Origin of the sequence: Trueperella pecoris (genome assembly GCF_014926385.1) — a bacterium.
GTDB classification, from domain to species: Bacteria; Actinomycetota; Actinomycetes; order Actinomycetales; family Actinomycetaceae; genus Trueperella; species Trueperella pecoris.
Map to the genome: position 1 here is coordinate 1641915 of NZ_CP053291.1, position 14279 is coordinate 1656193.

11 protein-coding genes are annotated in these 14279 nt (G+C 63.0%); 8 read left to right on the forward strand and 3 right to left on the reverse strand.

Features of this window, described 5'->3' with window-relative positions; genetic code table 11:
• Positions 1 to 7: 7 nt before the first annotated feature.
• Genes glpA through HLG82_RS07650 form a run of 3 tightly spaced genes read left to right on the forward strand, consistent with a single transcriptional unit; the run spans position 8 to position 4175 of the window.
• Positions 8 to 1660, forward strand: a complete 1653-nt coding sequence (gene glpA / locus HLG82_RS07640; RefSeq protein ID WP_193326259.1) for an anaerobic glycerol-3-phosphate dehydrogenase subunit GlpA — start codon at positions 8 to 10, stop codon at positions 1658 to 1660.
• Positions 1660 to 2928: a glycerol-3-phosphate dehydrogenase subunit GlpB gene (gene glpB, locus HLG82_RS07645; protein ID WP_193326260.1), complete on the forward strand. Its 1269-nt coding sequence runs from the start codon at positions 1660 to 1662 to the stop codon at positions 2926 to 2928. Before glpA ends, glpB begins: the two co-directional genes overlap by 1 nt.
• 2 nt (positions 2929 to 2930) lie before the next feature.
• Positions 2931 to 4175: an anaerobic glycerol-3-phosphate dehydrogenase subunit C gene (locus tag HLG82_RS07650; protein ID WP_193326261.1), complete on the forward strand. Its 1245-nt coding sequence runs from the start codon at positions 2931 to 2933 to the stop codon at positions 4173 to 4175.
• 27 nt (positions 4176 to 4202) lie between these two features.
• Here HLG82_RS07650 and HLG82_RS07655 read toward each other — a convergent pair whose 3' ends face one another.
• Genes HLG82_RS07655 through HLG82_RS07665 form a run of 3 tightly spaced genes read right to left on the reverse strand, consistent with a single transcriptional unit; the run spans position 4203 to position 6584 of the window.
• Entirely contained in the window at positions 4203 to 4775 is a 573-nt protein-coding gene (locus tag HLG82_RS07655; RefSeq protein ID WP_193326262.1) for a hypothetical protein, read from the reverse strand.
• The gene (locus tag HLG82_RS07660; RefSeq protein WP_193326263.1) at positions 4769 to 5890 is read right to left on the reverse strand and encodes a hypothetical protein; all 1122 of its coding nucleotides are present in this window, start codon (positions 5888 to 5890) and stop codon (positions 4769 to 4771) included. Before HLG82_RS07660 ends, HLG82_RS07655 begins: the two co-directional genes overlap by 7 nt.
• Positions 5880 to 6584: an ATP-binding cassette domain-containing protein gene (locus tag HLG82_RS07665; protein WP_255313865.1), complete on the reverse strand. Its 705-nt coding sequence runs from the start codon at positions 6582 to 6584 to the stop codon at positions 5880 to 5882. The genes HLG82_RS07660 and HLG82_RS07665 overlap by 11 nt, the downstream gene beginning before the upstream one ends.
• A gap of 860 nt (positions 6585 to 7444) precedes the next feature.
• Between HLG82_RS07665 and HLG82_RS07670 the strand changes: the two genes are divergently transcribed.
• From HLG82_RS07670 to HLG82_RS07690, 5 genes are all read left to right on the forward strand, one after another.
• A complete protein-coding gene (locus HLG82_RS07670; protein WP_193326265.1) occupies positions 7445 to 8284 on the forward strand; it encodes an SMP-30/gluconolactonase/LRE family protein in 840 nt (279 codons plus the stop codon).
• A 141-nt stretch (positions 8285 to 8425) separates the two neighbouring features.
• A complete protein-coding gene (locus tag HLG82_RS07675; protein WP_193326266.1) occupies positions 8426 to 9082 on the forward strand; it encodes an ATP-binding protein in 657 nt (218 codons plus the stop codon).
• 271 nt (positions 9083 to 9353) lie between these two features.
• Positions 9354 to 10100 (forward strand): MIP/aquaporin family protein, encoded by a 747-nt coding sequence (locus HLG82_RS07680; RefSeq protein ID WP_193326267.1) that lies wholly within the window; start codon positions 9354 to 9356, stop codon positions 10098 to 10100.
• A 208-nt stretch (positions 10101 to 10308) separates the two neighbouring features.
• On the forward strand, positions 10309 to 11835 hold the full coding sequence (gene glpK, locus HLG82_RS07685; protein ID WP_193326268.1) for a glycerol kinase GlpK: 1527 nt from the start codon (positions 10309 to 10311) through the stop codon (positions 11833 to 11835).
• Between the two features lie 108 nt (positions 11836 to 11943).
• Positions 11944 to 14214 carry an MMPL family transporter gene (locus tag HLG82_RS07690; RefSeq protein ID WP_193326269.1) on the forward strand — a complete coding sequence of 757 codons (2271 nt, stop codon included), beginning with the start codon at positions 11944 to 11946 and terminating at the stop codon, positions 14212 to 14214.
• Positions 14215 to 14279 lie beyond the last annotated feature (65 nt).

A 14279-nucleotide genomic window follows, 5' to 3' on the forward strand; every position in this document is an offset into this window, starting at 1 on the left:
ATGAACGATGAAAACTATAAACACCAATGTTGTTGTTATAGGCGGAGGAGCGACGGGAGCAGGTGCTCTACGAGACCTTGCCATGCGTGGCTTCGACGCCGTCCTAGTAGAACGTGCCGACTTGGCGCAAGGGACCTCTGGACGTTTCCATGGGCTGCTCCATTCTGGCGGCCGTTACGTCATTTCGGATCCTCACTCGGCAACCGAGTGCGCCGAGGAGAACGAGATTCTCCGCCGCATTCACGCCGATTCCGTGGAGGAGACCGGCGGCCTGTTCGTCGTCGGGCCAAATGACGATCCGGAGTTCTCCACGCGATTCCTGCCCGCCGCCCGCGAGACCCGCGTGCCGGCCGAGGAGCTGGACGTAGCCGAGGCGTTGCGCATCGAACCCCGCCTAAATCCCGGCATCCAGCGCGCGTTCCGCGTGCGTGACGGTTCCATCGACGGTTGGGGCATGGTCTGGGGTGCGGTCGAGTCCGCCAAGGCCTACGGCGCCCAGTGCCTGACCTACCACCGCGTGACCAAGATTGAAAGCGAAAACGGTCAGGTCTCCCAGGTGATCTGCACGGACGAGAAGACGGGCGAGGAAGTCCGCATCAACTGCCGCGCAGCCATCAACTGCGGCGGCCCGTGGGCCGGCCAGATCGCCAAGATGGCCGGGTGCCACGGCGTCGACGTCGTGCCCGGGCGCGGCATCATGATCGCCATGAACCACCGCCTCGTCAACCACGTGGTCAACCGCTGTATCCACCCCGCCGACGGCGACATCATCGTCCCGGCACACACCGTCTCCATCATTGGCACCACCGATCAGAAGGAAGACGATCCGGACTTCCTCGTGATCCGCAACTCCGAGGTCCAGCAGATGCTGGATTCGGGCGAGGACCTCGTCCCGGGCTTCCGCAAGGCACGCGCGGTTCACGCGTGGGCCGGCGCCCGCCCGCTGGTCAAGGACTCCCGCGTCGATGCCTCCGACACCCGCCACATGTCCCGCGGCATGTCGATCATCGATCACTCCAGCCGCGACGGCGTCAAGGGCTTCTTCACCATCGCCGGCGGCAAGCTCACCACCTACCGTCTCATGGCGAAGAACATCGTCGACGCGCTGCTTCACCAGCTCGGCGAGTACGTCGAGTGCACGACGGCGAACGAGGCCGTTCCCTCGCACGCCACCCGCACTCACCGCGTCTCCGACCGCCTCCACGAGGCCGAAGTCGACCGCTTCGAGGATCCGATCATTTGCGAATGCGAGCTACTGCCCCGCTCGAGCATCGAAAAGGAGCTCGACAAGCAGCCCGCCGCCAACCTCGACGACATTCGCCGTCGCACCCGCCTCGGGATGGGCCCCTGCCAGGGAACCTTCTGTGGAATGCGTGCCGCGGGCATCATGCACGAGGTCGCCGCGAAGTCGCTTGATCGCGAGGCGAACGCCGACCGCACGTCGTCGATGTTGCGCCTGTTCGTCAAGAACCGCTACTCGGGCCTCGAGTCGCTCATGTACGGCGAGCAGTTGCGCGAGGCGGCCCTCAACAAGTGGATCCTTGCGGGCAACCTCGACATCGATCACCTGCCGGCGCCCTCGGAGGAGGCCGTACGAGCAACTGGCGACCTCGAACTCATCCACGGACGTCCCGCGACAGAAGTAAAGGAGAGCGAATAATGCGCATCATTGTGATTGGCACCGGCCTTGCTGGGCTGACGAGCGCCTTGAAACTACGCGAAGCCGGCCACCACGTCGACATCGTGACCAAGGGCTGGGGCGGGTTGCTCCTGTCCTCCGGCACGCTCAGCGTCTACGGGTGGCGCAAGGATGGCCGCCCGATTTCCGAGCCGTACGCGGCCATCGACGAGCTGGTCGACGCCGAGCCGACCCACCCCTATGCGGCCATCGGCACGGACGCCGTCCGCGAGGGCGTCGACTGGCTACGCTCCACCACCGGGCTGTTCGCCGAGGCGGACGACCACAACGTCCTCATCCCGACGGCGATCGGCGCGGTTCGCCCCACCCTTGCGGTGCAGAACACCATGGTTCCCGCCCTTGTGGAGGACGCAAAGAAGTTCCTCGTGGTGGGCATCCGCCAGTTCCGGGACTTCCCGGCGGCCTTCATCGCAGACAACCTGGCCCGCACGCCGCTGGCCAAGATCGAGGCCCGTTCGGTCACGATCTCGGTAGCTCCGCGCAAGCCGGAGGCTGACTCCACGGGCACGACATTCGCCCGCGCTTTCGACGGGACGGCCGGACTCGACGGCCCCGCCACCCGCGACGCCTTGGTCCACGAGCTACGCGCCCATGTCAAGGACGACGAGACGGTCCTCCTGCCGGCGATCCTGGGCTTCTCCCCCGACGCCTACGCGGAGATCTCCGCCGAACTCGGCGTCCCCGTGGGAGAGGTGCCGGTGCCGCCGCCGTCGATTCCCGGCCGCCGCATCAACGACCTCCTCATTCAGCGTTGCCGCGACAAGAGGGTGGACATCTCACTCAACGCCGAGGTCGTCGGCTTCGAGGCCGAGGGCAAGCACGTCACTGCCCTCAAGGTCCAGCGCGCCGGCCGCGTCACCACCGACAAGGTCGACGCCGTCGTCTACGCCGGTGGCGGCCTCGAATCGGGAGCAATCCACCGCGATTCGTACGGCGAGATCCGCGAGCGCGTCTTCGACCTGCCGCTGGCGTTCCTCGACGCCGAGGACCCGGAGACGACCGGCGTGACCGGAAACGTCGTCGTCGACGGCAAGGACATCTTCGGAAGTGGCGTGAGCGTCAACGCGGACATGCTCGCCCTTGACGGGTCGGAGCCCGCCTACGACAACCTCTACTGCGTGGGGTCGCTCATCGGCGGCGCCCGTCCGTGGAGCGAGAAGTCCGGCGAGGGTATCGCGCTCGGAAGTGCCATCGCCGCCACCCGCGCTATCTTGAGGAAGAAGGACTAATCATGACTACCGTCGTCAATCCCCTCGAACACGCCAAGGCCTCCCTGGCCCGCGCCTCACTTGACGCGTGCGTCAAGTGCACGATCTGCGAGTCGCAATGCCCGGTGGTCCGCTCAACCCCGCTCTTCAGCGGCCCGAAGTTCGTCGGCCCCCAGGCCGAACGCTTCCGCAACGGCGCCAGCGTGGACAAGTCGCTCGACTACTGCTCCGGGTGCTCAATCTGCACCACGGTGTGCCCGCAGGGCGTGAAGATCGCGGAGATCAACGCCCAGGCACGTGCGGTCATGAAGGCCGACCATATGCCGTTGCGCGACCGCCTCATCACCCAGACCGAGCTTGAGGGCAAGCTCATGACGCCCTTCGCCCCCATCGCCAACGTGGCGATGAAGACCAAGCCGATCCGTGTGATTGTGGAAAAGGTCGTCGGCGTTCACCGCGACGCCCCCGTCCCCGAGGCCCAGACCTCCACCTTCATGAGCTGGTTTAAGAAGCACGAAAAGGAACGCACCGGCCCCTTCCCCAAGGGCCCGATCGTGTTCTTCCACGGCTGCGCCGGCGGCTACTTCGAGGTCTCCACGTCCAAGGCCACGGTCGAGGTGCTCGAAAAGCTCGGCTACGAGGTGCTCGTGCCCAAGCAGGGATGTTGCGGCCTCGCCCAGCAGTCCAACGGCCTGTTCGGCGGCGCCACCAAGAAGGTCCGCCAGCTGTGCGACCAGCTCAACTCCGCCGGCAAGGATCTCACGATCGTTTCGTCGTCGGGCTCGTGTGCCGGCATGCTGCGCCACGAGGCCCACGAGATCATGGGCCTCGACGATCCCACGTTGCTCGACGTCGGCTCGCGCACGGTTGAGACTTCCGAGTTCATCCTCGAACTCATGGACAACGGGGAGTTCCCCTTCGAGGAGCTCAAGCCGTGGGATATTACCATCCCCTACCACCAGCCGTGCCAGGTCAAGAGCCAGGGCATCGGCAAGCCAGCCATCCGAATGATGGAGGCGGTTCCCGGCGTCAAGGTGGTCGAGTCCGGCGAGGCCTGCTGTGGCATCGCGGGTACCTACGGTCTGAAGAAGGAAAAGTTCGAGGTCGCCCAGGCTGTGGGCAAGCCGCTGTTCGACATGGTCAAGCGCACCAATCCCAAACTGGCTGCCTGTGAGACCGAGACCTGCCGCTGGCAGATCCGCAAGGGCACCGGCGCCACGGTGGTTCATCCGATCGAGATTATCCATCGCGCGCTCGGGCTGGCCTAGGCTCCGCTCAATCGCGAGGGGCAGATCCTACGGGGTTTGCCCCTCGCGGTCGTTTCCGGTGCGGCCTACCGCGATGATGGCGGCCGCAACCATGACGCCGAGCGTGGCAACCCATGAGCCCACATCGTTCGCCGGTGCCAAGGGCAAGGCCCACCACGCCGGCTCGCTCCATTCGTTGACGCCCTGGACCCAACACACCAGCCCGACGCCGACGCCGCATAGCCAGCTCGCGCTTCGCAAGACGGGACCCAGCGCAACGGCGAGCGAAACGTAGAATACGGCGTCGCGCAGGATAATTCCCTGCACGCCGATTACCGCGGTCGGCAAACTAAAAACAAGGGCGCCGGCAAGCACGTAGCCGAAATCTGCTAGCCGCCGCCAGGCAGCGCGAGGCGCAATGGCCTCGGTCGAATCGCGCCACCGTCCGAGGAACATGGTCACGGCACCTGAGGCGCTGAGTACCAACGGCCACAGCACGTTGACCACGCCTGGTCGACCAATCACGTCAAATCGCTCCTGCGGCACCATCGCAGTCAGAAGTATGAGCAGCGCAAGGAAACACCAAGCCGCAATCACCCCGCGTACGCGTAGCACTAGCATGCTTTCAATGCCTCGAAGGCGCGCAAGGTCTCATCTCGATCCGTGATCACACCAGTTTCGCCATAGCGTGAAACGATATCCACGGCCTCCCGCACGCTACCCACGTTGCATTGTGGGGGAATCTGTCGGTTGATCGCCTCCCACCTCACCGAGGCGGCGAGGTCTTTCTCCAGTGGGTTGACGTAGGCACTATCTTCTCCGCCCCTCTGATCCCACCGACGTGGCACCTCGACCCCGAGCTCAGCCAGTTGCTCCGATACGTGCGCCACGGCCTCTTCGACGGCGGGCCGCACGGACCCGTATCCCCTCCCGAGGCATATCTCGTAGCCCTCCGGCGAGACCACACAGGTCACATTCTTGTCTGTCAGCGCCAACCTCGAGGAAATCCCATCACCGGCCAACGCCGAATCCAGGATATACGTTCCACCAGCGCTGACGATGACCAGCAGTACGCCGACTGCCAGGTTGCGGGCTGACCGGCGTCGTCCGCCCTCGTACAGCTTGAGGACACCGAAGGCGATGAGGAGGGACGCAACGATTCCCACAAGGTGAAATCTCCAATGTGGGACGACGCCGACGAGGCTCGCGCTGGCCCCGCCTGCCTGCACGAGCGGCGCTAAATGTGTCCCATACAAACCAAGGATCAGCCCAAAGATGCCCAGCGTCACGACGGGCGCGAGCCACAGACGTGGGTAGGCGCCGCCGGAGACAAAACCGACGACCCCAGCGACATAGATCAGCATGAGGGCGCTCAGCATTGGCCACACGTCGGGCCATGTTGCGAAGAATCCGCCCGTGTATGTGCAGGCAATCGCCATCGCAAGACCGCCCAAGCCCAATGCGGCCGCCACCGGGCGAAATAGTCGTGTCACCTCCCGCAACACGACCGATGAGTGACGCGGGGACATGGCCAGGACATCGTCGAGAGCGGGGACCATCTGAGCGGCCCACCATGCAGACAAACCCGCGAAAAGAGGAGCGATCATCACGGACAGGAACGCCAGAGACATCGAGGCGCGCGTCCACTCGTATCGCCAATCCCAGTCACGTGCTACGAGGTTGATCAACACAAATAGGGTGGCAAGGACGAATATGGATCGTTGGTTACTCCTCATCTGTGCCCGACCTGCCGAGGAGTACATCTCGCGCCTGGCGTGCCGAGAGCCGCTCTTCATGGAGCTCGCATCCGCCACGGCGAAGGACGAGGAGCGCCCCGTTGAGCGCAACGATCTCCTCCACCGAGTGCGTGGTCATGATCGTCATGGTCTCTCGCGAGATACTTCGTAAGGATTGCCAGAGCAGTTCTTGGTGGCGCAGGTCAATCCCCGACGTTGGCTCGTCCAAAAGTAAGAGTTTGGGGCGGTGGAGGGTCGCCATCGCCAGGAAGACCCTCCGCGCCGTTCCGCCTGAGAGCGCACCCATGTGATGGTCGAGCAGGTCGGAAATGTTGGCCATGTCCACCGCACGGTCGATATGAGCCTGAGTTTGGGCGCCCGGAATCATACGAAGCCACGCCGCATACTGGAGCGCTTCCCTCACCGTGAAGCCTTTCGGGAATCGAGGGAACTGCGCCAAATAGCCGATCTGCGCTCGGACGGCTTCGAGGTTTGCGCGCACCACAACCGTGCCGTCGAATATTATCTGACCTCGATGCGGAATCAGGGTGGCAAGTGCACTCAACAGGGTTGTCTTACCTGCTCCGTTCTCTCCCGCAACGAGATTTAGCCCTTCCGTGAGCGTGACCGTCACAGAATCTATGACCGCTTTTCTCCCTCGAAAAACGGTAACGTCGCGCAACTCAACTTTCATGGGAGTGGTTGTCTCATTGATCTAGTAATTTTCAGTGATTATCGCAGGTTCACTACAAGAATCAGGTACCGGGAATCCCATCTGCGCACATACAACCATCACTCCCCTCATTGCAAAACCGTCCGCCGGCATCGCAGATGTCAAGGTCTGAGCCAACATACTTCCAGCCCTGTCTGCAGGTGAGCGTGTCGACTTACTTGTGAGGTTATCCCAGTGCTGATAAAGCTGCCCGGTACTCGTATCTCTCCGATTAACTAACGCACTAAATTGTGTTGTCCCATGCACAGTGTTGCCATCCCTCAGCCCATCGACAACCCGCATGGTAGACGCAGCCACTCCCGCAACATTCACAAACCTTCCACCACCAGAAACGACTTCATTACCTTTGTAATAAGAAGCTACGGGCCCCCAGCTTTTACCTTGAGCTTGTGCAAAGCCCGCCGCAAGAAATAAGGCCGACACCATAACCATAGCAGCGCACCGATTTATCCGCATCATCACTCCTCTATTGAATATATAAGTCACAACACGCACTACACCTACCTTGGACACTTTGGAACATACTTGCCAAACATTCGAATTAGCCAATTTTAGACAATCAAAAATTAAAACTAGTTTCGCTGCGCCGACACGACCCCTGCACGTCCGACGCCACCGTCGCACCTCTCGCTTGACGACGCACCTTAAACCGGGCTTTCTTGTGCGTCACCGACGGAAAGGTACGTCACGGACGGAGAGGTGCGTCGCGAGCGGGCGCTAGACGCGGGTCGCCACGAGCGGAGAGGTGCACCATGAGCGGCGGGACCTCATGTAAAAGCGCGACCTCACGTAGAATAGACCTTCCTGGGAAAGGAGCAATCATGTTCGAACAGATCACCGAACCCGCGGCCTATCACGGCGAGGGCCCATGCTGGTCCGCGAGCTGGGGTGGCCTGCGCTGGGTGGATATGCTGGCCGGAGACCTCCTGACCCTCCTTCCCGACGGCTCGATCCACCGCCTCCCCACCGGCTCACCGGTTGCGGCCTTCGTGCGCCCGCGCGCGAGCGGCGGTTTCGTCGTCGGACTTGAGCGCGGCCTGGGCCTGGCCGACGAGCCTTTCGGCGAGGTTCGCCATCTTCCGCCCATGTGGGACGACGCCGACCTGCGCATGAACGAAGGTGCCACCGACCCCTGGGGAAACCTCTACGCCGGCTCCATGGCCTATTCGCGCACGCCTGGAGCGGGATCCCTCTTCAAAGTTTCCCCAGACCTAGACGTCACAACGGTGTTGCCAAGGGTCTCGACGTCGAACGGCCTCGACTTCTCGCCCGACGCCCACCGCGCCTACTATCACGACACCGCCACGCGTAGCACGGACGTGTTCGACGTCGTGGATCAGGAGCTGAAGAATCGCCGCGTCTTCCACGAGGCGATCGGCACGAGTCCCGACGGGCTGACCGTGGACAGCGCGGGCAACGTGTGGGTGGCCCTCAACAAGGTGGGCAAGGTCCGCCTCTACTCCCCTGACGCCGAGATTCTTAGCGAGTGGGAGCTTCCCGTCCGCCTCGTCACCGCGGTAACGCTTGGCGGCCCCGACGGTCGCGATGTCTTCATCACCACCTCCCGCGAAAACCTCGCCGACCCGGAGCCGGCAGCCGGCGCGGTCTTCCACGGGCGCGCCGAGGTTCCCGGCAAGCCGGTCGTGCCGTTTGCAGGCTAAGCCCGCCGCTAAGCTTACGCCACCCCATTGCAAGGCAAGGAAGAACACACATCACCTTTTCCCGCTTCTGACCTGCGAAAACGACTAGATCACGATTTCTTGGCACGGGCCGAACCGCGCACGAGGTATACACTTGAGCCCATGTCCACGCCCCTGTCTGATGATGGCCTTTTCGACCTGCCCGAGTCGGCGCGAGCACCGCACGCCCGCGTCATTTTGGTGATGGGCGCATCCGGCAGCGGCAAGACGCGCTTCACGACGCGCACAGGCCTCCCCGTCGTCTCGCTTGATGAGTTTTACTACGATGGCGATCGGCCCGGCATGCCGATGCGCCACGGCATGGTCGACTGGGATTCTCCATCCACATGGGATCGCCAAGGAGCAGTTGACGCACTCGTCGAGCTCTGCACCAAGGGAACCACGACGGTCCCGGTTTACGACATCCCCACCAGCAAGAAGGTCGGTGAACGGACTCTCGAGATGGATGGGCGCCGCTACGTGCTGGCCGAGGGAATTTTTGCCCCCGAAATCATCAACGACCTCAAACGAGAAGGCATCCTCGCTGACGCCATGTGCATCAAGCGCCCCCGCGTGCAGACCTTCTGGTTCCGCCTCATGCGTGACCTCGACGAGGCACGCAAGCCGCTACCGAACCTCCTGCGCCGCGGCATCGCCCATTTCTTCGCCGAGCCCGCAATGTATCGCCGCGTGGAGGCGAAGGGCGCCCGACCGGTCTCCTACACCGAAGCACAGGAAGCGCTGACTCAGATGCTGGCCGCCCTGCGCTGGAACGAGTAGTTGCCGCTCGTGAGAGCCCCGCGTCTGCACTACCACCGCGCATCGTGAGGTTCGGATGCGAGCGTGACGACGGCGTCGTCAGCCCGCATCAAACTGTGAGCGTGCACACTTTCTCAAACTCCATTTGTTCATAGTGCAAACATGTTCAATTCGTCTAGTCCGGACCGCATGCCTGCTCAAACGAGCAAGAATAGGATAAGGCTTCCGAGTTTTCTTTTGAGCCTTTCGGCAACGTCGCCGAATAATGTCGCACAACGTGAAAGAGGCAATTATGTCACTTGGAGAAATCTTTGTATCCGAGTTCATCGGAACAATGTTCCTCATCATCTTGGGTGTTGGCGTCGTGGCCAACAACCTGCTGACGAAGAACAAGGGCCGCGGAACCGGCTGGCTGATGATCAACTTTGGATGGGGTCTTGCAGTCTTTATCGGCGTCTACGCCGCCTACCGGACCGGCGGTCACCTCAACCCGGCGGTGACCCTCGGTGTCCTTGCTGCAGGTGCCGAGGAGTACGTCCCCGGCGTTGCAGTGAACTTCGCCAACACAATGGTCTACATTGTGGCCCAGTTTGCCGGCGCGTTCGTCGGCGCAGTGGTGGCCTGGCTTTCCTACAAGCAGCACTACGATGCACACGAGAACAAGGCCGAGATTCTCGGCACCTTCGCCACCGGCCCGGAAATCCGCAACCCACTGTGGAACACCCTCACTGAGGCCGTCGGCACCTTCGTGCTCGTCGCCTGGGTTCTCTACAATGGCGGCATCCCGACCGCCGTCGGCCCGCTCGCCGTTGCCCTCGTGATCGTCGCAATCGGCGCCTCCCTCGGCGGCCCGACCGGGTACGCAATCAACCCCGCCCGTGACCTCGGACCGCGTATCGCTCACGCCATCCTGCCAATCAAGGGCAAGGGTGGCTCCGACTGGGGCTACTCCTGGGTTCCGGTTGTCGGCCCGACCATCGGCGGCGTTCTCGCAGGTCTGGTCTTCGGCCCGAACATGCTCAACATCCTCGGCATGTAGTAACGAACGACGCCGTCTGGCCGCATCTCTCCCTACGTTTAACGCGGCCTGGCGGCGTCGTGCTATGTGGCGCTTGGACACTGCTCACGGGCGGTAGCGGGATAATTCTCAGAATCTTTTTTACCGTTGACCGTTTGTTAAAAGTATGATGGGCGCCCCACACCATCGCTATCATTTTTAGTAACCATTCAATGACGAAGGGAACCCAATGACTGAGAAAAAGTACGTAATGGCGATCGACCAGGGAACAACGTCATCCCGTGCGATCATCTTCGACCACTCCGGCAACATCGTCTCGGTGGGTCAGAAGGAACATGAGCAGATCCTGCCCAAGGCTGGATGGGTTGAGCACAACCCGATCGAAATCCGTGACAACATTCGCGAGGTCATTGGCCAGGCGCTGTCCAAGGCAAACATCAACCGGCACGAGATCGCAGCGGTTGGCGTGACCAACCAGCGCGAGACCGCCGTCGTGTGGGATAAGAACACGGGCGAACCGATCTACAACGCCATCGTGTGGCAGGACACCCGTACGGACAAGATCGTCCGCGAGCTTGCTGGGGACGAGGGGCCGGACAAGTACAAGGAAATTTGCGGCCTTGGCTTGGCCACCTACTTCTCCGGCCCGAAGATCAAGTGGATCCTCGACAACGTCGAGGGCGCACGTGAGAAGGCTGAAGCCGGCGACCTCCTCTTCGGCAACACCGACTCCTGGGTGATCTGGAACCTCACCGGTGGCCCCAACGGCGGCGTCCACGTCACCGACGTCACGAACGCCTCCCGCACCATGCTGATGGACGTGCGCGAGCTGAAGTGGCGCGAGGACATCTGTGCGGACATGACCATTCCGATGTCGATGCTCCCCGAGATCAAGTCCTCCTCCGAGGTCTACGGCTACGGCTCGAAGAACTCCCTCATCATCGACACCCCGATCTCGGGCGACCTCGGCGATCAGCAGGCAGCGACCTTCGGCCAGGCCTGCTTCGAAAAGGGCATGGCTAAGAACACCTACGGCACCGGCTGCTTCATGCTCATCAACACGGGCACCGAGGCCATCACCTCCAAGAACGGCCTGCTGACCACGGTGTGCTACAAGATCGGCGACCAAGACACGGTCTACGCCCTTGAGGGCTCGATTGCCGTGACGGGCTCGCTCGTGCAGTGGCTGCGTGATCAGCTCGGCATCATCTCCTCCGCACCGGAGATTGAGACCCTGGCCGACACGGTTGAAGACAACGGCGGCGTCTACATCGTCCCGGCGTTCTCCGGCCTGTTCGCCCCGTACTGGAAGGACGACGCTCGCGGCGCGATCGTCGGACTGACCAGGTACAACAACAAGGGCCACCTGGCACGCGCGGTCCTCGAGGCCACCGCGTTCCAGACCGCCGAAGTTCTTGAGGCCATGAATGCCGATTCCGGCGTAGACCTCGAAGAGCTTCGCGTTGACGGCGGCATGACCGCCAATGACGCCCTCATGCAGTTCCAGGCCGACATCCTCGGTGTCAACGTGGTCAAGCCCGTCGTCGCCGAAACCACCGCGCTCGGCGCCGCATACGCGGCAGGCATCGCGGTCGGCTTCTGGAATGGCGAGCAGGACGTCATCGACAACTGGCAGGAGGACAAGCGCTGGTCGCCTCAGATGGACGACTGCGAGCGTGCCCGCCAGATGCGCCTGTGGAAGAAGGCCGTCTCCCGCACCTTCGATTGGGTGGACGATGACGTTCGCGGCGAGTAAGCAGTAAGTTAACCTCCAACGCGTGGGCGGGCCCGACTGGGTCCGCCCACAGCTTTACATGTCACCTAACCTGCGCACTGTCTCGCTCATACGTCTACTATGAGGCTTATGCAAAAGTTTTTGACCTCTAAGCGTTCCATCCCGCTCCGCCTCATTCTCCTCCTCTTCTGGTTGGGAATGCTCGCTTTCGGCGGCATGGCGCAGAGCAAGGTTTCCTCGGTCGCGGAAAACGACCCCGCATTTTTCCTGCCCGCATCAGCCCAGTCCACGCTCGCCTCTCAAGCCGCCCGCGATTTCAAAGATTCCAACCAGCTACCCGTCTTGATCGTCGCCGAGGGCGCCACGTTCGGCCAGTCCGAGTTGGGTGCGCTGGCCAAGCTCGGTCAGCAGTTGCCTGACGCCGACGTCGCCGGCCGCCCACTATCGGACTTCCTCGCCCAGGATCAGATTCCACCCATCCCCAACGCCGAGGCCTCGGCCGTGCTGCTGCCCGTGGCTCTCGACGCCAATGCCGTCAACGAGATCGGCCCGGACGGCAAGAAGCAGGTCGGCAGCATCGTCAGCGCGATCCGCACGCAGGTGGCCAAGTTCCAGGAAAGTGACCTGCCCGGGGTGAAGGTGTACGTCAGTGGCCCGGCCGCGCTCACCGCCGACCTCGGGGCGGCCTTCGCGGGAATCGACCTCACCCTGTTGCTCGTCACCCTCGTCTTGGTGGCCGTCATTCTCGTCGTCGTCTACCGCTCGCTCTTCTTGCCGATTGCCGTTCTCACGACGGCGATCGCTGCGCTCAGCGGCGCCGTCCTCGTCACCTACCAACTCGCACTGCGCAACATTGTGGATCTCAACAGCCAGACTCAAGGAATTCTTGCCATCTTGGTCATCGGTGCCACCACCGATTACGCACTCCTGATCGTCGCCCGATACCGAGACGAGCTACGCGACGCATCGGAGGCGAACGGCGTCGTTGACACGCCGATCCGTGCGCTCGCCCGGTCAGTGATGGGCTCGTGGGAACCGATCCTTGCCTCCGGCGGAACGGTGATCGCCGGCATGCTGTGCTTGCTCGTCTCGGATCTGACCTCGACCGCCTCGCTCGGACCCATCGCGGCGATCGGCATCGTCTTTGCCATGCTTGCCGCCCTGACCCTGTTGCCCGGAATGCTCATGCTTCCTGGCAACCGCTTCGCGCGCACGGTCTTCTGGCCCGCACACCTTCCCGCCAAGCAAGAGATCGACCCCTCGCGTGCCGACGCCGTCTTCGCAGGTCACGGCCTATGGTCGCGGTGGTCGCGGGTGGTGCGGGACCACGACCGTAAGGTCTGGGTAGGCTCGCTCATCGTGCTAGTCTTCCTCGCCGCTTTCGCGCCGACGTTCCGCAGCGGAGGCACCTCTCAAAGCGAGCAGTTCATGACCAAGCCCGAGTCCGTGGTCGGCCTGGAGGTGCTCGCGAAGCGCTTCGACGTCGGCTCCGTCGAACCCATCGAAGTCATTGCCCCAGAAGCTGAGGCAAAAGAACTCGCGGCCCGCATCGAGACCATCGACGGGGTCAAGTCCGTCCAGTTCCAGACCTCCGCGGCGAACGCTGGCATGCCGGCCGGCGTCGGGGGCAGACCCGGCGGCGCGGGTGAGCCGGGAGTCGCGGGCGCGCCAGGAGGCCAGGCTCAGCCGCAGGCAGGTGGCGAGCCGCTCGTCGTCAACGGACGAGTCCTCCTCTCCGTCGCAACCACCATGCCCGCTGGCGACACGGCTGCCCGGGCCGTCGTCAAGGACATCCGCGATGCGGCAACCGACCTCGGCATCGAGGCGCTGGTCGGCGGCGTCGCGGCCCAGAATCTGGACACGCAAAACACCGCGCGATCAGACCTCTTCGCCGTGGTTCCGCTCGTCCTGGGCATTATCACGATCATGCTCATGGTGTTGTTGCGCTCCGTCGTCGCGCCCCTCGTGCTCGTCGTCGCAAACGTGCTGTCATTCGCCTCGGCCCTGGGCATATCTGCCATCATCTTCAACTGGATCCTCGGCTTCCCGGGTGCGGACGCCTCCGTGCCGTTGTATGCCTTCGTCTTCCTTGTCGCCTTGGGCATCGATTACACGATCTTCCTCATGGCGCGCGTGCGTGAAGAATCGGACCGGCTCGGAACGCGCGATGGCCTTCTGCGCGGGCTGGCCGTCACGGGCGGTGTCATCACATCTGCGGGCGTCGTCCTCGCCGCCACGTTCGCCGCGTTGGGCGTGATCCCGTTGCTGTTCATGGTGCAACTGGCCATCATCGTGCCACTCGGGCTGCTTATTGACACGATCATCGTACGCACGGCTCTCATCGCCGGCCTGGTTCACGACGTCGGTAACCCGATCTGGCTCCCCCGCAAGGTGCGCTAGGAAGCGATGCGCGAGTTAGACGCTAGCTAGAAAGGGAGCGCCCGGCACGTGCCGGGCGCTCCCCC